Here is an 18,641-nt window from a genome sequence, read left to right on the forward strand (position 1 = left end):
AAAATGATTAGCGGCGTGTTGTATGCCCTGCTTGCAGGTCTGATGTGGGGGCTGATTTTTGTCGGCCCTCTGATCGTGCCGGAGTACCCGGCCATTTTACAGTCCACTGGACGCTACCTGGCGCTGGGGCTGATCGCTATCCCGCTGGCGTGGCTGGGCCGTGCGCGGCTCCGGCAGTTGAGCCGCCGGGACTGGTGGACGGCGCTGGGGTTAACCATGATGGGTAACCTTATCTATTACGCCTGCCTGGCAAGCGCCATTCAGCGCACCGGCGCGCCCGTTTCGACCATGATTATCGGCACGCTGCCGGTCGTTATTCCTGTGTTCGCAAATCTGCTTTACAGCCAGCGGGATGGCAAACTGGCGTGGTCGAAGATGCTGCCCGCTCTGGTGTGCATTGCCGTGGGGCTGATATGCGTGAATGTTGCCGAGCTGCGTCACGGGCTGGCCGACTTCAGCTTATGGCGCTACGGTTCGGGAATTTTTTTAGCCTTCATTTCTGTCGTGTGCTGGGCGTGGTATGCCCTGCGCAACGCGCGCTGGCTGCGGGAAAATCCCGACAAACATCCGATGATGTGGGCGACAGCGCAGGCGCTGGTGACGCTCCCTGTCTCGTTGGTGGGCTATGCCGGGGCGTGTCTCTGGCTGGGGAGCCAGCAGTCGGCATTCGCTCTGCCGTTGGGGCCGCGCCCGTGGGTATTCGTCGGGCTGATGATTGCCATTGCGGTGCTGTGTTCATGGGTGGGTGCGCTGTGCTGGAATATCGCCAGCCAGAAGTTGCCGACGGTGATCTTAGGGCCGCTGATTGTCTTTGAAACCCTCGCCGGGCTGCTCTACACCTTCCTGATGCGCCAGAGCGTGCCGCCGCTGTTAACGGCCTGCGGGATCGCGTTGCTGGTGATTGGGGTGGTGATAGCGGTGAGGGCGAAGCCGGAAAAACCGAGGGTTGTTCCGGCGTCGGAGGTGTGAGCTTTTCGCCGGGTGGCGGCTGGCCTTACCCGGCCTGGAATGTTCTCGAACGTAGGCCGGGTAAGCAGCATGATGTTAAAACGTTTCCCAGTTCGCTTCAGATGCCGTCGCGACGGGCTGCGCTTTTGGTGCGTAGGTTTTCACCGGGGCCGCTTTCACCGCCTGGCTGCGGGTAATCTTAAACACCGCCACCGCGTCGTTCAGGCGAGCGGCCTGATCTTCCAGCGCCGCCGCTGCTGCCGCAGACTCCTCCACCAGCGAGGCGTTCTGCTGCGTCACGCGGTCCATCTCGGCTACCGCCTGGCCGACCTGATCAATGCCGCGGCTCTGCTCGTCAGACGCCGAGGCGATTTCACCCATGATGTCGGTGACGCGGGTTACCGCGCTGACGATCTCCGCCATGGTCGCACCGGCCTCATTGACCAGCTGTGAACCTGCGCTGACGCGCTCGCCGGAATCATCGATCAATCCTTTGATCTCTTTTGCCGCCTGCGCGCTGCGCTGGGCAAGCGTACGAACTTCGCCCGCAACGACCGCAAAGCCGCGGCCCTGCTCGCCCGCACGTGCCGCTTCAACTGCTGCGTTCAGCGCCAGAATGTTGGTCTGGAAGGCAATACCGTCAATCACGTTGGTAATCTGCGCGATTTTGCTGGAACTGGTGGCGATCTCATCCATCGTGCGCACCACACCCTCTACCACGTTGCCGCCCTTCTTCGCGGTGGAAGACGCATCCAGCGCCAGACGGGACGCCTGACGGGCGTTATCGGCGTTTTGCTTCACGGTCGCGGTGAGCTGTTCCATGCTGGCGGCGGTTTCTTCCAGCGACGCGGCCTGCTGCTCGGTACGGGAAGAGAGATCGTTGCTGCCCGCAGAGATTTCACCCGCGCCGGTATAGATTGTGTCTGCGCCTTCACGCACCACCCCGACCGTGTTCGCCAGCGACGTTTGCATCTCCTGAACGTTGCGCGCCAGTACGGCCATCTCATTCTTACCCTGCGCCTGAATCGGCTGGGTTAAATCCCCTGCGGCGATAGCGCGGATATGCTGAATCACCTCGTCCAGCGGCAGCAGCAGCACACGACGCATCGCTATCCAGCTGGAGATAATCACTGCAATCACCAGAAGCATCACCGCCGAGAGGATCCACAGAATGCGCTTATAGTCGCTTTCATTATCCTGGATACCTTTACTGGTCAGCGCAGCCTGCGCTTCACGCCACTCGCGATACACCTTTTGCATCGCCGTCTGCTTCTGTTCAGCATTTTGCTTGAACATATCTTCCAGATTGCCCTGGCCCAGCAGAACGTTCATTTGCGTCAGCGTGGCGGAGTAAATGCGATACTGCTCTTCCAGCCGGTCGGCCAGTTTTTCATCCATACCCGGCGTTTCAGGCAGCGCGTAATATTTGTCGTAATGCGCCTGCGCATCGGCCAGCAGGTTTTTCGCGGTGTTCACCAGCTCGTTCAGCTGCCCGCCGTTAATTTGATTCGCCATGCTGCTTTGCAGACGCAGCATGCCTCGGTTCAGGGTCACGCGTGCCTGGTTCAGGCTGATCCACGCGTCGGTAAACTCCGCCACGTTCTGGCTGGAAAGCTGAGAAACGGTGAAGTTTTCTTTATCGTTATTCAGCGCATTAATGAAAATGCCCGCAGAGATCAGTTGCATGATGCCGAGCACCAGCAGCACCGAAATCAGAAGGGTTATGACTTTTATACGTTTAAACATGCGTTGCCTTTTTATATGCAGGTATTGTCCGACGTGTATCTATCGGCAGGCGCGGCAGGTTGTTTACTGTTTCTCCACCTTTAAAAACTTTCGAAAGCCATTTCCTGCATTCATTCAGCAAGTTAACTAAGAGGATTTTTTTGTGATCGCCGTCGTGTTTTGCCCTTGCCCCTAAAGGGTTATAGCTTCGGCTTAAAGATGCATTTAAAATGCATCTTATATTATTGATGATGAGGTAACTGCTATGGCCTTCCGCGACCAACCCCTCGGCGAGCTGGCGCTCTCCATCCCGCGCGCTTCTGCGCTGTTTCGTAAATACGACATGGATTACTGCTGCGGCGGTAAGCAAACGCTGGCGCGTGCCGCAGCGCGCAAAGAGCTGGATGTCGGGGTTATCGAAGCCGAGCTGGCAAAACTGGCCGAGCAGCCTGTCGAAAAAGACTGGCGCACAACCGCGCTGGCCGACATCATCGACCACATCATCGTGCGTTACCACGACCGTCACCGCGAACAGCTGCCAGAGCTGATCCTGCAGGCGACCAAGGTTGAGCGTGTACATGCCGACAAACCGTCCGTCCCGCGCGGGCTGGCGAAATACCTCTCCATGCTGCACGAAGAGTTATCCAGCCATATGATGAAAGAAGAGCAGATCCTCTTCCCGATGATCAAACAGGGAATGGGCAGCCAGGCCATGGGGCCCATCAGCGTGATGGAAAGCGAACACGACGATGCGGGCGAGCTTCTGGAAGTGATCAAACACACCACCAACAACGTCACCCCGCCGCCGGAAGCCTGTACGACGTGGAAAGCGATGTACAACGGCATTAACGAAATGATCGACGACCTGATGGAACACATCAGCCTTGAGAACAACGTTCTGTTCCCGCGTGCCCTCGCAGGCGAATAAAAAAAGGCGCCCGAGAGCGCCTTCATGAAGTCCGAATTCGGCCACACCTGGTGTGGCCTTTTTTTACTTACGCATGCCAGCCATACGTTTTTTGCCGATAAACAGCCAGCCCAGCCCCAGCGCGATAAACCACAGCGGCGTGACGATCAACGCCTGACGGGTATCATCTTCCAGCGTCAGCAGCACCAGCACGAACACGAAGAAGGCCATGCATACCCAACACATCAGCTTGCCCAGCGGCATCTTGTAGATTGATTTCTCATGCAGATGAGGACGCTGTTTGCGGTACACCAGATAGGAGCACAGGATGATGGTCCAGACGAACATGAACAGGATCGCCGAGACCGTGGTGATCATCGTGAACGCCCCGATCACGCTTGGGTTAACATAGAGCATCACCACGCCGCCCAGCAGGCAGATACAGGAGAAGGTCAGCCCTTTCGCCGGTACCGCGCGCTTAGAGAGTTTGGCAAACGCGCTCGGCGCGACGCCTTCCTGCGCCAGACCAAACAGCATACGGCTGGTCGAGAACACGCCGCTGTTGGCAGACGAGGCCGCTGAGGTCAGTACCACAAAGTTGATCAGGCTCGCTGCCGCAGGCAGCCCCACCAGCACGAACAGCTCTACGAACGGGCTCTTGGTTGGCACCACCGAGCTCCACGGCGTGACGGACATGATAATAATCAGCGCGAACACGTAGAACATGATGATACGAATCGGAATCGAGTTGATGGCGCGCGGCAGGGATTTCTCCGGATCTTTAGTTTCCGCCGCCGTGGTCCCGACCAGCTCAATCCCCACGAACGCGAATACCGCAATCTGGAAACCAGCAAAGAAGCCGCTGATGCCTTTCGGGAACCAGCCGCCGTCATTCCACAGGTGAGCAAATGACGCCTGAACGCCGGTTGGTGACTGGAAGTGTGTCAGTACCATCACCAGGCCGACCACGATCAGCGCGACGATAGCGACGATTTTGATCATCGCGAACCAGAACTCCATCTCACCGAACATTTTTACGGTGGCCAGGTTCAGGCTCAGCAGCAGGACAATCACCGCCAGCGAGGCCACCCAGTCCGACAGACCGGGGAACCAAAATTGTGCATACGCCGTGATGGCAACGACGTCCGCCATGCCGGTCACTACCCAGCAGAACCAGTAGGTCCAGCCGGTGAAATAGCCTGCCCAGGGGCCGAGCAGATCGGAAGCAAAGTCGCTAAAGGATTTGTATTCGAGGTTCGAGAGCAGCAATTCACCCATTGCACGCATCACGAAAAAGAGCATAAAACCGATGATCATATAAACGAAGATGATCGACGGCCCGGCAAGGCTAATGGTTTTGCCCGACCCCATAAACAGCCCGGTACCGATGGCACCCCCAATGGCAATAAGCTGGATATGACGGTTTGTGAGATTTCGCCGTAGCGACTGTTCAGACGCCGCCTCTTCAGCGGCGGCGACTTTAACCTGATCTACCATGTGATATTTTCCTGTATATGCCTGTCTGTGTTGTTAAGGCTCTTCTGGCCTTTAAATACGTCAAAAAATGACGGTCCCTGCGTAAGGACTCATCGATATTAGGTAAGAATCGGCGGGATGAATACTATGATTTGGATATTATGTTAATAATATGTTTAAAGTGAGTGTCATATCACTCATACAACGCGAAACAGCTCACAAAAATACACGCAACTGTTTTGTTTGCAAGATAAAATGTTGATTCCGGCGTAACTATAGGTTTTCTCGCTATTTTCCTCTCCCCGGGCGGAGAGAGGAAAATAAGAAAAGCCGATTACAGGATTTCCAGCAGCTCGACTTCAAAGACCAGGGTGCTGAATGGCGGGATGGATGCGCCTGCACCACGTTCACCATAGGCCAGGTTCTGAGGGATAGTCAGTTCCCATTTAGAACCCACTGGCATCAGGGTCAGCGCTTCGATCCAGCCTGCGATAACGCCGTTGACCGGGAATTCAGCCGGTTCACCGCGCTGTACGGAGCTGTCGAACACGGTGCCGTCGATAAGCTTACCGGTATAATGTACGCGAACGTGGTCGGTACGCGCCGGGATAGCGCCGTCGCCCTGCTTGATCACGCGGAACTGCAGGCCAGACTCGGTGCTGTTCACGCCTTCACGCTCACGGTTTTCTTCCAGATATTTCACGCCATCTGCTGCCATCTCTTCGAAGCGCGCGCGACGCACGGCGTCAGCACGTTCATGAATTTCACGCAGCGCGCGGTGAACAACGTCAACCGGAACGGCCGGGTGATTGCCTTCCAGCGCGTCAGCGATACCCGCCACCAGCGCTTCCGGTAACAGACCTTCCAGGCCGGATTCGCTCAGCTGCTGTCCTACCTGCAAGCCGATGCCGTAGCTTGCCTGCGCTTCGATAGTGTCAAAAGTCGGGGTGGTCATGGGTTTTCCTTCCATCACATTTAAAGTAGCGGGCAGCATATCAGCCATGCTCTTATGGGTAAAACTTTGTCTTAAGTAAAGGTGACAAACCGCAGCGAAACAGAAACAATAGAGGGGACCAGGATTAATCCCGAACTGATGTCACGGATGTCGGGTTTGCCACGCCGTTCAGGCAGTTAGCGAACTATACTTCGGAGCACAGGATAAAAAGACGCGGAGCAGGAGGAGAGCCATGCCCGGGCGATTTGAACTGAAACCTACCCTGGCGAAAATCTGGCATGCGCCGGACAATTTTCGCCTCATGGACCCGCTGCCTCCTCTGCACCGCAGAGGGATCATTATTGGCGCGCTGCTGGTCATCATTGGCTTCCTGCTTCCTTCGGGGGGCGACGACGCCGACACGGCACCCGTTACCCGCAATGCGCAGCTGGATATCCAGTCCCAGACCCGGCCGCAGCCAGACTCGCAGCCGATGCAAACTCAGCTTGTTACGCCGTCCAACGATCCGGGTCAGATGGCACCGGTCGAACCTGAACCTGTTCAGGAAGAGCAGCCCCAGGATCAGGCCGCTGCGCCCGTTGAACCTCAGGCTCAGCAGCCAACCGGCATTGAGCAGCAGTGGCGCTCTTATCGCGTAGAGCCGGGTAAAACGCTGGCCCAACTGTTCCGCGACCACAACCTGCCAGCGACAGACGTTTACGCCATGGCGCAGGTAGAAGGCGCGGGTAAACCGCTCAGCAACCTGCAAAACGGCCAGATGGTGCAGATCCGCCAGAACGCCAGCGGGGTGGTCACCGGCTTAACGATTGATACAGGAAATGGTCAGCAGGTGCTGTTTACCCGCCAGACGGACGGCAGTTTTATCAGAGCACGTTAATTCCGCAGGCCGGGTAAGGCGAAGCCGCCGCCCGGCATTCTGTTCTCAGGCACGCCGCTTATTCACCCACCAAATCCCCGAACAGACCAGCACCAGCGCAATCGCATATTTGATATCAAGAATGTTTTCACCGAGGAAGATAGCGGACAGCACAGTGCCCGCCACCGGCACCACAAAGTTGAACGGGGCAATCATGCTCACGCGGTTCACCTTAAGCAGCACGCTCCACAGGGCAAATGCCACGGATGACAGCAACGTCAAATACCCCAGCACCGCCGCGGCGGTGAAGCTGTGCACCTCCAGCGTGCCGCCCGTTACATATCCGCCGATTACCAGCACAAGGCCGCCAATCGCCAACTGCCAGCCCGTCATCACCGTGGGGTCGACGGTCTGGGAGATGCGTTTCCCGTAGAGCGTCGCCGCCGACAGAATAAAGGCGGCCAGCACCACGAACCCGTCGCCGTTCCAGACAAAGTGGAACTCACTTAGCCCGCTGTGAAAATTCACCAGCATTACGCCGGCAAACCCGAGAATACAGCCAAGCGTTTTGTTATAGCTCAGCTTGTCGTTGTGGTAGATAAAGTGCGCCAGAAGCACGCTGAAAAACGTCCCGGTCGCATTCATGATCGAACCGTTAACGCCCGTGGTATAAGCCAGGCCGATATAAAAGAAGGTGTACTGAATCGAGGTCTGGGTCAGGCCAAGGATCGTAAGCTGACCAAACTGTGCAGGCGTAAGCCTGGCAATGGGCTTTCGCTGTGCCAGCGCAAAGAGCAGCAGCAACGCACCGGCAAACAGGAAACGGTATCCGGCAAAGACCACTTTTGACGGGATATCATCTGTCGCAATCTGGAAAAGTTCGTAGCCGCTTTTAATCGCCGGGTAGGAGCTCCCCCAAAGCAGACAGCAGAGCGTGGCGCAGGCATAGGCTACGTGTCGACGGGCAAAGACGGGCACAGGCAGAGCGGTATCCATGGCAAATCTCAAAGATAAAATGGCGTTTCAATTTATTATCAAGAATGCGCCAGGAATGGCTGCCCTACAAGGATAAAAGCGAAATTCTGAGAGGTCTGAAAAGCAAAACGCCGGCACAAGGCCGGCGATTTGACGTGAGCAGAGTAAAAAATTACTCAGCTACAACGTTAACAACCAGTTTAGCGAACACTTCGCTGTGAACCTGGAAGTCAACTTCGTGCTCACCAGTGGTACGCAGAACGCCGTTCGGCATACGAACTTCGCTCTTAGCCACTTTCACGCCTGCTGCAGTTACTGCATCAGCGATGTCGCGGGTACCGATGGAACCGAACAGTTTACCTTCGTCGCCAGCTTTAGACGCGATGGTAACGGTGCCCAGTGCGTTGATTGACTCAGCGCGAGCGTTAGCAGCCGCCAGAACGTCAGCCAGTTTGGCTTCCAGTTCAGCACGACGTGCTTCGAAAAACTCTACGTTTTTCTTGGTAGCTGGAACAGCTTTACCCTGTGGTACCAGGAAGTTACGAGCGTAGCCCGCTTTAACGTTAACCTGATCACCCAGGCTACCCAGGTTTGCTACTTTATCAAGCAGAATAACTTGCATTACCTTATCCTCTTAAAGTCGTTAATAGACAGCGGCCGATTACTGATGACGATCGGTATACGGCAGCAGGGACAGGTAGCGAGCGCGCTTGATGCAGCGAGCCAGCTGACGCTGGTATTTTGCACGAGTACCGGTGATACGGCTCGGGACAATTTTACCGCTTTCGGTAATGTAGTTTTTCAACGTTGCGATGTCTTTGTAATCAATCTCAACAACGCCTTCCGCGGTGAAACGGCAGAACTTGCGACGACGGAAATAACGTGCCATTTGGCTAGTCTCCAGAATCTATCAAATCAATCTGCTCGGCATGCAGAACCATTTTGCTCAGGCCGTTCTTTGCCTTGTGGCATGAAATGAACCCCTGAACCGTTACTGCGCTACCGACCGTTATACTGTGAGTAATGGCCTGGTTTTCGTGTCCGCTAATGATAACGGGCATTTGGCACCACGCCTGCCGGTGAAACCCGGCTTCCTCTTGCACAGAACGATGCTCAAGCACGAACTGGCAATGCGGAATTCCTGATGGGCTGACCTTTCGAAGGGGGGTCCTGCACACGGTACCGGACAACACCAGACGGTTGGTCATCAGAAATTACTCTTCAGAATCCCCAGCATCAGAATCATCTGCGGTTTCGTTTGCGAAATCATCGCGACGCTCACGGCGCTCGTCTTTCGCTTTAACCATCGGAGATGCTTCGGTCACTGCGTGTTTGGTACGCATAACCATGCTGCGGATAACGGCATCGTTGAAGCGGAAGTTAGTTTCCAGCTCATCGATCGCTTCCTGCGGCGCTTCAACGTTCATCAGAACGTAGTGAGCTTTGTGCAGTTTGTTGATCGGATAAGCCAGCTGACGGCGGCCCCAGTCTTCCAGACGGTGGATCGTGCCTTCTGCTGCAGTGATTGCACCAGTGTAGCGCTCGATCATGCCCGGAACCTGTTCGCTCTGGTCAGGATGGACCATAAAAACGATTTCGTAATGACGCATCGAATTGCTCCTTACGGATTATTCAGCCTCCTGTCTGGGTCAGCCGAGGCCCGGGGAGGCAAGGAACGTGTTAAAGGTCGGCTGAAAAATTGACGCGTCATAATACTTGCGTGCCCCGGGAAACTCAAGCGAGTTGCACAAATAATTCGCACTAAGCGTAAAGCGGGGTTAAGTGGATGATTTAAAATTAATCACATTCATAAGCGCTGTTTTTTTGAACAAGTGCATCAGAAATGGTCACGCATCCCCGTCACAGAAGCGATTACACTTTAATCAACGCCAATCCAAAGACAAAAGGAGAGCACTCACCGTCACACAGCACGCAGTCGTGGAGCGCATATCATGAAAAAGATCGCAATTGCCGTAATGGCTGCGCTTTTGCTCAGTGCAAACGCGATGGCAGCCATCAAGATAGATGGCCGACAGGCCAAAAACATGGATGATGTGCAGAGCTTAGGCGTAATCTACATCAATCATAATTTCGCCACAGAAAGCGAAGCAGATCAGGCACTTAATCAAGAGACCGATGCACAGGGGGCCACCTACTATCACGTCATACTGACGCGTGAGCCCGGCAGCAACGGCAATATGCACGCCAGTGCAGATATCTACCGATAACGCTAGCACCAGGAAAGCCAACAACGAGACATAGCCATGCTTTTATTTGCCCCCTGCCCGGGGGCTTTTTTTGTGAATGGCTCCGGAATACCGCCGGTTACAACTGTTTTGGTATTCCAGAGCACTTATTTACTTCTGCCCGTAATAGGCATTCGGGCCGTGCTTGCGCATGAAATGCTTATTCATCAGGTAATCATCGATGTCGCGCAGCTGCGGGTTAATGCCGCGGGCAATCCACGCCATCTTTGCGACCTCTTCCATCACCACCGCGTTATGCACTGCGTCGTGGGCGTCTTTACCCCATGCGAACGGGCCGTGCTGATAGACCACAATCCCCGGCGTATGCAGGGGCTCACACTCGCCCAACGTGTCGATAATCACCTTCCCGGTATTGAGCTCGTACTCGCCTTCCACTTCGGCCTGCGTTAATGCACGCGTGCACGGAATGTCGCCAAAAAAGTAGTCGGCATGCGTCGTGCCCAGCGCCGGGATCGCCAGCCCCGCCTGTGCCCATGCGGTGGCGTGCGTGGAGTGGGTATGCACCACACCGCCCAGGGAGGGATAACGCCGGTACAGCGCCAGGTGCGTGGCCGTATCCGACGAGGGACGCCAGCTGCCGTCGACGACGTTTCCGTCGAGATCCACCACCACCATGTCGTCAGCCTTCATGACCTCATACGCTACGCCGCTGGGCTTAATCACTATCAGCCCCCGCTCGCGATCGATGGCGCTGACGTTACCCCAGGTGAACGTCACCAGGCCATAGCGCGGGAGATCCATATTGGCTTCAAACACCTGCTGCTTAAGCCTCTGCATGTTCAGCCTCCAGCAACCCTGCCCGGGCCATGCGCTCGCGCACCCAGTCGCGCGCTTTCGCCACTTCAGCCGCCGGGTCTTCCGACGTTTCGCTCCACATCTCAATCAGGTAGGGTCCGCAATAGCCGGTCTGTTTGAGCGTTTCGAAGCAGCGCTCGAAATCCACCACCCCGGTGCCGAACGGCACGTTTTTGAACACACCAGGGCGGGTGTCTTTAACATGCACCGCCACGATATGCCCGATGCCCGCCTGCAGCTCCATCTGTACGTCGTTATCCCACGCCGATAAATTGCCGATGTCCGGGTAGAGCTGGAACCATGGATTGTTCAGATAATGGGCGTAACCAAGCGCTTTGCTGATGGAGTTCATGAGCGGGTAGTCCATGATCTCCATAGCCAGCGTCACCTGCGCGCGGCTTGCCATCTCAACGCTCTCTTTCAGGCCGTCCCGAAAGCGTCGGCGCGTTTCGTCGTTGGCTTCCTGATAGTAAACATCGTAACCCGCCAGCTGGATCACGCGGATACCGACATCCTGCGCGAAACGAATGGCTTTCCGCATAATCGCCAGACCTTCAGCGCGTACCGCATCATCTTCGCTGCCAAGCGGAAAACGGCGGTGGGCGCTAAGGCACATGGACGGCACGCGTACGCCGGTTTCCGCAACCGCGTTCACCAGCGCCAGGCGCTGCTCGCGGCTCCAGTCGAGGCGTGCCAGACGCGCGTCCGTCTCGTCCACAGACATTTCGACAAAATCAAATCCCAGCTGTTTTGCCAGCTGCAGCCGCTCCAGCCAGCACTCCCCCGCAGGGAGTGCCTTTTCATAAATGCCAAGCGGGACCTGTTTAGACAACATATCCGCTCCTTAGCCCCAAAGCTGAGCGATTGAACGTTTGAACTGGCGCGCGGCTTCTACCGGAGACGCCGCATCACGGATGCTACGGCCCGCAATAAAGACGTGAATCGGAATGCCCTTGAACAGCGGCAGATCTTCCAGCGCCAGGCCACCGGTCACGGTGACTTTAAAGCCCATGTCCGCCAGTCGTTTAATCGCGCTGATGTCGGCCTCGCCCCAGGCAACGCCCGCAGCCTGCGCATCGCGGCTGCGGTGATACACCACCTGTTGAATACCGGCATCGCGCCACTCCTGCGCCTGTTCCCAGGTCCAGAAGCCGGTTAGCTCAATCTGCACGTCGCCATTAAACTCTTTCGCCACGTCCAGCGCCCCTTTGGCGGTGTTGATATCCGCACAGCAGATCACGGTGACCCAGTCCGCGTTGGCTTCAAAACACATACGGGAGAGAATTTTGCCCGCATCGGCAATTTTGGCATCGGCCAGCACGATTTTGTGCGGATAAAGCGCTTTCAGGTCACGAACGGCGCGGACACCTTCGCCCACGCACAAAATGGTGCCCACTTCGATAATGTCCACTTCTTCCGCAATCAGGCGGGTCGTTTCATAAGCGTGAGAGAGCGTCTGGTTGTCCAGCGCAACCTGCAACATCGGTAATGCCATGATAAATTCCTCTTAAACGGCCGCCGCAGTGGCGTGATCAATTAAATCCAGGACGTCCTGCGCGGTACGGCAGGCACGTAAACGGTCAAAATTCGCTTCGTCATCAAACAGGTTGACGATCTGCATGATGCCGACCTCCTGATGGGTGTTGGCATCGACAGCCGCCATGGTGATCAGGATGTCGACCGGGTCGTTATCTTCATGGTTGAACGCCAGCGGCGTTTTCAGTGTTACCAGCGCAAAACCGGTTTTTTTGACGCCCTCTTCCGGACGTCCATGCGGCATCGCCAGCCCTGGCGCAATGACGAAATAGGGACCATGCTGCTCAACCCCGTCGAGGATCGCCTGGTAGTACCGCGGTTCGACAACGTCGGCGTTAACCAACAGATCCACACCAAGCTTCACCGCCTCTTGCCATGTGCTGGCCTCGGCCTGTAAAAGAATGGAATTATTCTCTGCCAGCGAATCACGTAGTTTCATGTGGCGTCCTTACTTCACGTCTTGAGGGAAGTGTTCTTTGATTACGTCCAGCAGCTTTGGACCGAAATCAGCCGGCGAGAGCATGTTGCGCACGCCCACCACATGCTTGTTGCCCGTCACGGTGATTTCACCGGCGATATGGGTAGAGGCGATGATGATGTCCGCGCCGTTCAGTTCACTTTTGTATTCACCCACCGCGCAGCTGTTCACCGTGTGGTCAATGTTTGACTGGGTTAAAAACTGATCCACTTTCATCTTCATGATCATGGAGCTACCTTGCCCATTGCCACACACAGCCAGGATACGTACGGTCATAATCGAAACTCCTTAGTGAGCAGAAACTTCTGCTGTTTGTTTTTCCGCATCTTCTTCAGCTCGCAGCGTACGGCCAGCGAAGAACATATAAACCAGTGCAATCAGGATGATGACGGCCATAAAGACCAGCCCAACGGAGGCGAAGCCCTGCATCATTGGCGGCGCCAGAATTGACCAGTCGGCCATACCCATCCAGGCGCTCATGCCGGTGAGCTTGACCGCCCACACGCAGCCGAAGATCTCAACCATGCCCATCACCAGACAGATCTTGAGCGCCGCGCGCCAGCCGCCGAAGTGGTTCGCAAAGACGCCGATCGTGGCGTTGGAGAAGAACATCGGGATAAAGCCAGGAATGATCAGAATGGACGAGCCGCAACCCACCAGGATACCCACCGCAATCAACTGACCGATGGTGCCCCACATAAAGCCCCAGACCACGGCGTTTGGCGCGAAGCTATAGATAGCTGCACAGTCAATTGCCAGCACTGCGCCAGGGATCAGCCGCTGAGAGATACCGTTAAAGGCCTCTGACAGTTCAGCGACGAACATGCGCACGCCCTGGGTGATGATGAAAATGGCGACGGCGAAGGAGAAACCGGTCTGCAGGATATAGACCGTCCAGTGGGTTTTGCCCGCCATCGCCTGCACCACGTCAATGCCAAAGGAGAGCAGAATGGCACCGAAGAAGATCGTCATTACAATCGCCGTCGAGACGATGTTGTCGTGGAAAATATTCAGCCAGCCGGGCAGCTTGAGGTCTTCGACGCTCTCCTCTTTTTTGCCCAGGTACGGCGCAACTTTATAGGCGATCCATGAGGCAAACTGCTGCTGGTGGCCGATGGAGAAGCCGCAGCCGTCGGTCACTTCCTGGGTCGGCTTGTACATCATGTTGGAGGTGATGCCCCAGTAGAGTGACACCATCACCGCCGTGAAGATGATGGTGGTCCACATTGGGTAGCCGAAAATATAGAGGGAAACCGCAATCAGCCCCGCCTGCTGAAACATGATGTGGCCCGTCAGCATGATGGTGCGAATGCCCGTTATCCGGCGTAGCAGCACATAAATGATGTTCAGCGCCAGCGCGAGCAGAACCGCATAGCCCACCCAACTGTAGGCATCACCCATACGATCAATGGTGGCCATCATGGAAGCGTAAGTATCTGAGATCGCACCGTTAATGCCGTACACTTCCGACATTTTGGCCACCACCGGTTTAAAGGTGCCGGTCAAAATGCCCGACCCTGCCTGCAGCAGCATGAAACCGATAATGGTTTTGATGGTGCCTTTGATGATGACGCTAACGCTTTTACGCAGAAGGATGTAGCCCAGGCACGTCACGATACCCAGCAGCAGCGGGGCGTTGGTCATTACCTGATTAAAGAACACGGTAAAGACGTTGTAGAGGATCTCCATAACTCTCTCCAGAAAAGGGTAACACGAGGGGCAAACCCCGGGTGGTTGGTGCCATCACTCTATTAATCACAAATAATCACCACAAGATTGCATTTGATTATTTGTGACGCATCACGCAATTTATTTCCACATCAGCAGTAATGATTTTCACTTCCAATTCTCAAGAATAATTTTATTCTTATATTTCATTGAATTAACCATAAATACTTGATGCTTTAACAACTCAAAAACGGATGTGCAGTGGAATTCACCGGAAAAATAGCTGCAATTTAGCCATTGCAAACCGAATCAAAGAGTGCCAGCATTAATCATATCAAATCACAATATGATTACTTTTGATTGAACGCAGGAGTCGAACGATGAGTAAAGTGAACACCATCACCCGTGAATCATGGATTCTGAGCACCTTCCCGGAATGGGGTTGCTGGCTGAATGAAGAGATTGAGCAGGAACAGGTTGCGCCTGGCACCTTTGCAATGTGGTGGCTCGGCTGCACGGGGATTTGGCTGAAATCTGAAGGCGGCGCCAACATTTGCGTCGATTTCTGGTGTGGGACGGGCAAACAGAGCCACGGCAACCCGCTGATGAAAAAGGGCCATCAGATGCAGCGCATGGCAGGCGTCGAAAAACTTCAGCCGAACCTGCGCACCACGCCGTTTGTGCTTGATCCTTTCGCCATTCGCCAGATCGACGCCGTGCTCTCCACCCACGATCATAACGATCACATCGACGTCAACGTCGCTGCCGCAGTGATGCAAAACTGTGCCGATGATGTTCCTTTCATCGGGCCACAGACCTGCGTCGATTTATGGATCGGCTGGGGCGTGCCAAAAGAGCGCTGCATCGTCATGAAACCGGGCGACGTGGTGAAAATCAAAGATACGGAGATCCACGCGCTGGATGCCTTTGACCGCACGGCGCTTATCACGCTGCCTGCCGACCAGAAAGCCGAAGGCGTGCTGCCGGACGGCATGGACGAACGTGCGGTGAACTACCTGTTCAAAACACCGGGCGGTTCGCTGTACCACAGCGGCGATTCACACTACTCCAACTACTACGCGAAGCACGGTAACGAGCATCAGATTGACGTTGCGCTCGGCTCCTACGGCGAAAACCCGCGCGGCATTACCGATAAAATGACCAGCGCCGATATGCTGCGCATGGCGGAAGCGCTGAATACCAAAGTGGTGATCCCGTTCCACCACGATATCTGGTCAAACTTCCAGGCCGATCCGCAGGAGATCCGCGTGCTGTGGGAGATGAAAAAAGATCGTCTGAAGTACGGCTTTAAGCCGTTCATCTGGCAGGTTGGCGGCAAGTTCACCTGGCCGCTGGATAAAGACAATCTTGAATATCACTATCCGCGCGGATTCGATGATTGCTTCACCATTGAACCAGACCTGCCGTTCAAATCATTCCTTTGATTGATGCGCCCCGTCGCCAGGCCCAAAGCCTGGCGATTTTCCATTTATCTTAGTAATTTCATGCTATTTCAAATATCATCTTTTCAAATCAATACTTATCGGAATAGCTCATGACGGAAGCGCAACGACATCAAATATTACTGGAACTCCTGGCGCAAACGGGGTTTATCACCGTCGAAAAAGTGATTGAACGTTTAGGGATTTCCCCCGCAACGGCACGGCGAGATATCAACAAGCTGGATGAGAGCGGCAAGCTCAAGAAAGTCCGTAACGGTGCAGAAGCCATCAGCCAACAGCGCCCGCGCTGGACGCCGATGAATATTCATCAGGCGTTGAATCATGATGAGAAAGTGCGTATCGCCAGAGCGGCGTCGCAGCTGGTTAACCCGGGCGAAAGCGTGGTGATTAACTGCGGTTCAACGGCGTTTCTGCTGGGCAGGGAAATGTGCGGTAAGCCGGTGCAGATCATCACCAACTATCTGCCGCTGGCCAACTACCTTATCGATCAGGAGCACGAAAGCGTGGTGATCATGGGCGGCCAGTATAATAAGAGCCAGTCGATCACGCTGAGCCCGCAGGACAGTGAAAACAGCCTCTACGCCGGGCACTGGATGTTTACCAGCGGTAAAGGGCTAACCACCGACGGCTTGTATAAAACCGATATGCTGACCGCCATGGCAGAACAGAACATGCTTAACGTGGTCGGTAAGCTCGTTGTTCTGGTCGACAGCAGCAAAGTGGGCGAGCGCGCAGGTATGCTGTTCAGCCGGGCTGAGCAGATTGACATGGTGATCACCGGAAAAAGCGCTAACCCTGAGATCCTCCAGAAGCTGGAAGACCAGGGCGTAACGGTGCTGCGCGTTTAAAGATGCTGGCGGAAAAATGCCACGGTCGCGTCCAGCGCCGTCGGCGTAATGCGGTGCCGCACACCGGCTTCCCACAAACAGGTGAGATTGCTGTCCAGCCCTTCACGCTGTAACGCCTGCTGCAGACGGAACGTTTCGCCGGGCGGCACGACGTCGTCCGCATCGCCATGCCATAACAGCAGCGGACGATCGGCCAGCTGCGCCAGCGCATGGCTGACGTCCCATTCCGCCAGCAACCCTTCAATTTCCTTGGGTGCCTGCGGCGGGAAAAGCGTTTTCGCCAGCGTGGTAAAGTAACCCGATCCCATCAGGCAGGCCACGGCCCTCACCTCCGGATGGTGGGCCATAATGCCCAACGCCGTCATCCCGCCCATGGAGGCTCCCGCGACCGCCAGGCGGTCATCCGCCACCAGCCCTGACTGACGAAGCGCATCACGCAGCCCGGCGAATTCCGTGAGATTGCCGTGCAGGATGTGCCAGAACTGACCAAGCCGGGCCGCCTCGTTACCTGTGAATCGCGCGCCGTGGTCGGGGGCATCCGGCATCACGACGCGAAAACCCGCCTGCGCCAGCGCCACGGCAAAATAGCTGTATACCAGCTTCGATGAGGTAAACCCATGGTAAAAAACCACGGTGGGCAGCGGGTGTTCACCTTTTCCGGCGGGAAAAGCGTGTAATATTTCATTATCGCCGAGGCGTCGTGTTTCAAGTTCAATCATTGTCACTCCTGGGCTACCGGATGATTCATAATGTTGAGAACTGGGTTACGGTTTCACGATATTTTCATTCGAAAATTACGCCCCAGCTAACACTTCGGGAACATTCCCCCAAAACTAAATTTACAGACAACTACACTATGGCTATCAGGAAACGAGATATGGTTATGCGCAGGTTTGCTGCTTTATTGCTGGTCTCTCTGCTTGGCGGCTGTAGCGCGCTGCAGGGCACACCACAACCCGCTCCGCCGGTCACCGATCGCCCGCAGGAAATTCGTCGTAATCAGACGGAAGGATTACAACGAATGGGCACCGTCTCTGCGATGGTGCGCGGTTCCCCGGACGACGCGGAGGAGGCAATCAGAGCACAAGCCGTCGCCGCCAAAGCAGATTATTACGTCATCATTATGGTCGACGAAACCATTATTACGGGACAGTGGTACTCGCAGGCCATTTTATACCGTAAATAACGGCGATCATTTGAACGACATTTACACTGCTTTGCGTCCATAGACATTTTCCTGTCCACAATAAACTCCATGCCAGCAACAATGGAAGTGAGTTTATTCGCGAAGGATTGCCCGGCGGATACCGGAGACATGTGAAATGGAGCTGACAATGAAACGAACTCTTGCTTTAACCTCTCTGTTGCTCTCAGCGGGCCTTGTAAGCACGACCGCGCAGTCGGCGGAATTCGCCAGCGCAGATTGCGTAACGGGTCTGAATGAGATTGGTCATATCTCCGTAAATAATATTTCGGGAAGTCCACAAGACGTTGAACGTGTCGTTGCATTAAAAGCCGATGAGCAGGGTGCGTCGTGGTATCGCATTATCCAGATGCAGGAAGACCATCATGTCGATCACTGGCGAGTACAGGCCATTCTCTATGCATAATCCCTCCCAGTAAAAGCCACTTACTTTTAGTGGCTTTTCATTTTTGCAAATCTTTCATCACCTTATAAGCCGTTAATAAAACAAATAAATAACATCCAGTTACATTTATAGAGTAAATGTTAGCCCTGCTCTGC

The 18,641-nt window shown here is 55.1% G+C and carries 23 protein-coding genes; 8 read left to right on the forward strand and 15 right to left on the reverse strand.

Annotated elements, in window-relative coordinates; genetic code table 11:
• Window positions 1-3: 3 nt before the first annotated feature.
• Window positions 4-969 carry a DMT family transporter gene (locus tag FFS28_RS12840; protein ID WP_006179007.1) on the forward strand — a complete coding sequence of 322 codons (966 nt, stop codon included), beginning with the start codon at window positions 4-6 and terminating at the stop codon, window positions 967-969.
• A gap of 75 nt (window positions 970-1,044) precedes the next feature.
• On the opposite strand, the gene FFS28_RS12845 is transcribed toward FFS28_RS12840, so the two are convergent.
• Entirely contained in the window at window positions 1,045-2,694 is a 1,650-nt protein-coding gene (locus tag FFS28_RS12845; RefSeq protein ID WP_137849727.1) for a methyl-accepting chemotaxis protein, read from the reverse strand.
• 244 nt (window positions 2,695-2,938) lie between these two features.
• Here FFS28_RS12845 and ytfE point away from each other — a divergent pair, with 244 nt between their 5' ends.
• Window positions 2,939-3,601, forward strand: a complete 663-nt coding sequence (ytfE, locus tag FFS28_RS12850; RefSeq protein WP_006179004.1) for an iron-sulfur cluster repair protein YtfE — start codon at window positions 2,939-2,941, stop codon at window positions 3,599-3,601.
• Window positions 3,602-3,664: 63 nt separating this feature from the next.
• On the opposite strand, the gene cycA is transcribed toward ytfE, so the two are convergent.
• Together cycA and bamJ are read right to left on the reverse strand one after the other, a co-directional pair.
• Window positions 3,665-5,077, reverse strand: a complete 1,413-nt coding sequence (gene cycA, locus FFS28_RS12855) for a D-serine/D-alanine/glycine transporter (RefSeq protein ID WP_006179001.1) — start codon at window positions 5,075-5,077, stop codon at window positions 3,665-3,667.
• A gap of 313 nt (window positions 5,078-5,390) precedes the next feature.
• Window positions 5,391-6,011, reverse strand: coding sequence for a BamJ family beta-barrel-assembly machinery protein (gene bamJ, locus FFS28_RS12860; RefSeq protein ID WP_042322538.1), 621 nt, complete (start codon window positions 6,009-6,011; stop codon window positions 5,391-5,393).
• A gap of 232 nt (window positions 6,012-6,243) precedes the next feature.
• Here bamJ and FFS28_RS12865 point away from each other — a divergent pair, with 232 nt between their 5' ends.
• On the forward strand, window positions 6,244-6,888 hold the full coding sequence (locus FFS28_RS12865; RefSeq protein ID WP_137849728.1) for an OapA family protein: 645 nt from the start codon (window positions 6,244-6,246) through the stop codon (window positions 6,886-6,888).
• Window positions 6,889-6,933: 45 nt separating this feature from the next.
• Here the strand turns inward: FFS28_RS12865 and FFS28_RS12870 are convergent, their stop codons facing one another.
• The 5 genes from FFS28_RS12870 to rpsF form a co-directional block, all read right to left on the reverse strand.
• On the reverse strand, window positions 6,934-7,863 hold the full coding sequence (locus FFS28_RS12870; protein WP_006178998.1) for a DMT family transporter: 930 nt from the start codon (window positions 7,861-7,863) through the stop codon (window positions 6,934-6,936).
• A 151-nt stretch (window positions 7,864-8,014) separates the two neighbouring features.
• A complete protein-coding gene (gene rplI, locus FFS28_RS12875; protein ID WP_006178997.1) occupies window positions 8,015-8,464 on the reverse strand; it encodes a 50S ribosomal protein L9 in 450 nt (149 codons plus the stop codon).
• 39 nt (window positions 8,465-8,503) lie between these two features.
• Complete coding sequence (rpsR, locus tag FFS28_RS12880; protein ID WP_002210155.1) at window positions 8,504-8,731, reverse strand: 30S ribosomal protein S18; 228 nt, start codon at window positions 8,729-8,731, stop codon at window positions 8,504-8,506.
• Window positions 8,732-8,735: 4 nt separating this feature from the next.
• Window positions 8,736-9,050 (reverse strand): primosomal replication protein N, encoded by a 315-nt coding sequence (gene priB, locus FFS28_RS12885; protein ID WP_006178996.1) that lies wholly within the window; start codon window positions 9,048-9,050, stop codon window positions 8,736-8,738.
• A 6-nt stretch (window positions 9,051-9,056) separates the two neighbouring features.
• The gene (rpsF, locus tag FFS28_RS12890) at window positions 9,057-9,452 is read right to left on the reverse strand and encodes a 30S ribosomal protein S6 (protein ID WP_006178995.1); all 396 of its coding nucleotides are present in this window, start codon (window positions 9,450-9,452) and stop codon (window positions 9,057-9,059) included.
• Window positions 9,453-9,794: 342 nt separating this feature from the next.
• On the opposite strand from rpsF, the gene yjfY reads away from it, so the two are divergent.
• Window positions 9,795-10,070 carry a DUF1471 family protein YjfY gene (gene yjfY, locus FFS28_RS12895; RefSeq protein WP_006178994.1) on the forward strand — a complete coding sequence of 92 codons (276 nt, stop codon included), beginning with the start codon at window positions 9,795-9,797 and terminating at the stop codon, window positions 10,068-10,070.
• Between the two features lie 129 nt (window positions 10,071-10,199).
• On the opposite strand, the gene FFS28_RS12900 is transcribed toward yjfY, so the two are convergent.
• Genes FFS28_RS12900 through ulaA form a run of 6 tightly spaced genes read right to left on the reverse strand, consistent with a single transcriptional unit; the run spans window position 10,200 to window position 14,607 of the window.
• Window positions 10,200-10,886 carry an L-ribulose-5-phosphate 4-epimerase gene (locus tag FFS28_RS12900; RefSeq protein ID WP_006178993.1) on the reverse strand — a complete coding sequence of 229 codons (687 nt, stop codon included), beginning with the start codon at window positions 10,884-10,886 and terminating at the stop codon, window positions 10,200-10,202.
• Window positions 10,873-11,739 (reverse strand): L-ribulose-5-phosphate 3-epimerase, encoded by an 867-nt coding sequence (locus tag FFS28_RS12905; protein ID WP_006178992.1) that lies wholly within the window; start codon window positions 11,737-11,739, stop codon window positions 10,873-10,875. The genes FFS28_RS12900 and FFS28_RS12905 overlap by 14 nt, the downstream gene beginning before the upstream one ends.
• Window positions 11,740-11,748: 9 nt before the next feature.
• On the reverse strand, window positions 11,749-12,399 hold the full coding sequence (gene ulaD / locus FFS28_RS12910) for a 3-keto-L-gulonate-6-phosphate decarboxylase UlaD (RefSeq protein WP_042322516.1): 651 nt from the start codon (window positions 12,397-12,399) through the stop codon (window positions 11,749-11,751).
• 12 nt (window positions 12,400-12,411) lie between these two features.
• A complete protein-coding gene (gene ulaC, locus FFS28_RS12915) occupies window positions 12,412-12,879 on the reverse strand; it encodes a PTS ascorbate transporter subunit IIA (RefSeq protein WP_006178990.1) in 468 nt (155 codons plus the stop codon).
• A gap of 9 nt (window positions 12,880-12,888) precedes the next feature.
• A complete protein-coding gene (ulaB, locus tag FFS28_RS12920) occupies window positions 12,889-13,194 on the reverse strand; it encodes a PTS ascorbate transporter subunit IIB (protein WP_006178989.1) in 306 nt (101 codons plus the stop codon).
• A gap of 12 nt (window positions 13,195-13,206) precedes the next feature.
• The gene (ulaA, locus tag FFS28_RS12925) at window positions 13,207-14,607 is read right to left on the reverse strand and encodes a PTS ascorbate transporter subunit IIC (RefSeq protein WP_088208712.1); all 1,401 of its coding nucleotides are present in this window, start codon (window positions 14,605-14,607) and stop codon (window positions 13,207-13,209) included.
• A 359-nt stretch (window positions 14,608-14,966) separates the two neighbouring features.
• On the opposite strand from ulaA, the gene ulaG reads away from it, so the two are divergent.
• Both ulaG and ulaR read left to right on the forward strand, forming a co-directional pair.
• Window positions 14,967-16,031 (forward strand): L-ascorbate 6-phosphate lactonase, encoded by a 1,065-nt coding sequence (ulaG, locus tag FFS28_RS12930; RefSeq protein ID WP_137849729.1) that lies wholly within the window; start codon window positions 14,967-14,969, stop codon window positions 16,029-16,031.
• Window positions 16,032-16,141: 110 nt separating this feature from the next.
• The gene (gene ulaR, locus FFS28_RS12935) at window positions 16,142-16,897 is read left to right on the forward strand and encodes an HTH-type transcriptional regulator UlaR (RefSeq protein WP_006178986.1); all 756 of its coding nucleotides are present in this window, start codon (window positions 16,142-16,144) and stop codon (window positions 16,895-16,897) included.
• Here the strand turns inward: ulaR and yjfP are convergent.
• Window positions 16,894-17,616 (reverse strand): esterase, encoded by a 723-nt coding sequence (gene yjfP / locus FFS28_RS12940; protein WP_137849730.1) that lies wholly within the window; start codon window positions 17,614-17,616, stop codon window positions 16,894-16,896. The genes ulaR and yjfP overlap by 4 nt on opposite strands.
• A 137-nt stretch (window positions 17,617-17,753) precedes the next feature.
• Between yjfP and bsmA the strand changes: the two genes are divergently transcribed.
• Complete coding sequence (gene bsmA, locus FFS28_RS12945; protein ID WP_006178984.1) at window positions 17,754-18,083, forward strand: biofilm peroxide resistance protein BsmA; 330 nt, start codon at window positions 17,754-17,756, stop codon at window positions 18,081-18,083.
• Window positions 18,084-18,231: 148 nt separating this feature from the next.
• Window positions 18,232-18,507 (forward strand): DUF1471 family protease activator YjfN, encoded by a 276-nt coding sequence (gene yjfN / locus FFS28_RS12950; protein ID WP_167519818.1) that lies wholly within the window; start codon window positions 18,232-18,234, stop codon window positions 18,505-18,507.
• Window positions 18,508-18,641 lie beyond the last annotated feature (134 nt).

The sequence above is a fragment of the Enterobacter sp. 2VL genome (genome assembly GCF_005503595.1).
GTDB lineage: Bacteria > Pseudomonadota > Gammaproteobacteria > Enterobacterales > Enterobacteriaceae > Enterobacter > Enterobacter cancerogenus.

Excerpts from the sequence above, each read along its gene's own strand:
- FFS28_RS12840 (WP_006179007.1), top strand. The coding sequence starts at position 4 with ATGATTAGCGGCGTGTTGTATGCCCTGCTTGCAGGTCTGATGTGGGGG.
- FFS28_RS12845 (WP_137849727.1), bottom strand. The coding sequence starts at position 2,694 with ATGTTTAAACGTATAAAAGTCATAACCCTTCTGATTTCGGTGCTGCTG.
- ytfE (WP_006179004.1), top strand. The coding sequence starts at position 2,939 with ATGGCCTTCCGCGACCAACCCCTCGGCGAGCTGGCGCTCTCCATCCCG.
- cycA (WP_006179001.1), bottom strand. The coding sequence starts at position 5,077 with ATGGTAGATCAGGTTAAAGTCGCCGCCGCTGAAGAGGCGGCGTCTGAA.
- bamJ (WP_042322538.1), bottom strand. The coding sequence starts at position 6,011 with ATGACCACCCCGACTTTTGACACTATCGAAGCGCAGGCAAGCTACGGC.
- FFS28_RS12865 (WP_137849728.1), top strand. The coding sequence starts at position 6,244 with ATGCCCGGGCGATTTGAACTGAAACCTACCCTGGCGAAAATCTGGCAT.
- FFS28_RS12870 (WP_006178998.1), bottom strand. The coding sequence starts at position 7,863 with ATGGATACCGCTCTGCCTGTGCCCGTCTTTGCCCGTCGACACGTAGCC.
- rplI (WP_006178997.1), bottom strand. The coding sequence starts at position 8,464 with ATGCAAGTTATTCTGCTTGATAAAGTAGCAAACCTGGGTAGCCTGGGT.
- rpsR (WP_002210155.1), bottom strand. The coding sequence starts at position 8,731 with ATGGCACGTTATTTCCGTCGTCGCAAGTTCTGCCGTTTCACCGCGGAA.
- priB (WP_006178996.1), bottom strand. The coding sequence starts at position 9,050 with ATGACCAACCGTCTGGTGTTGTCCGGTACCGTGTGCAGGACCCCCCTT.
- rpsF (WP_006178995.1), bottom strand. The coding sequence starts at position 9,452 with ATGCGTCATTACGAAATCGTTTTTATGGTCCATCCTGACCAGAGCGAA.
- yjfY (WP_006178994.1), top strand. The coding sequence starts at position 9,795 with ATGAAAAAGATCGCAATTGCCGTAATGGCTGCGCTTTTGCTCAGTGCA.
- FFS28_RS12900 (WP_006178993.1), bottom strand. The coding sequence starts at position 10,886 with ATGCAGAGGCTTAAGCAGCAGGTGTTTGAAGCCAATATGGATCTCCCG.
- FFS28_RS12905 (WP_006178992.1), bottom strand. The coding sequence starts at position 11,739 with ATGTTGTCTAAACAGGTCCCGCTTGGCATTTATGAAAAGGCACTCCCT.
- ulaD (WP_042322516.1), bottom strand. The coding sequence starts at position 12,399 with ATGGCATTACCGATGTTGCAGGTTGCGCTGGACAACCAGACGCTCTCT.
- ulaC (WP_006178990.1), bottom strand. The coding sequence starts at position 12,879 with ATGAAACTACGTGATTCGCTGGCAGAGAATAATTCCATTCTTTTACAG.
- ulaB (WP_006178989.1), bottom strand. The coding sequence starts at position 13,194 with ATGACCGTACGTATCCTGGCTGTGTGTGGCAATGGGCAAGGTAGCTCC.
- ulaA (WP_088208712.1), bottom strand. The coding sequence starts at position 14,607 with ATGGAGATCCTCTACAACGTCTTTACCGTGTTCTTTAATCAGGTAATG.
- ulaG (WP_137849729.1), top strand. The coding sequence starts at position 14,967 with ATGAGTAAAGTGAACACCATCACCCGTGAATCATGGATTCTGAGCACC.
- ulaR (WP_006178986.1), top strand. The coding sequence starts at position 16,142 with ATGACGGAAGCGCAACGACATCAAATATTACTGGAACTCCTGGCGCAA.
- yjfP (WP_137849730.1), bottom strand. The coding sequence starts at position 17,616 with ATGATTGAACTTGAAACACGACGCCTCGGCGATAATGAAATATTACAC.
- bsmA (WP_006178984.1), top strand. The coding sequence starts at position 17,754 with ATGGCTATCAGGAAACGAGATATGGTTATGCGCAGGTTTGCTGCTTTA.
- yjfN (WP_167519818.1), top strand. The coding sequence starts at position 18,232 with ATGAAACGAACTCTTGCTTTAACCTCTCTGTTGCTCTCAGCGGGCCTT.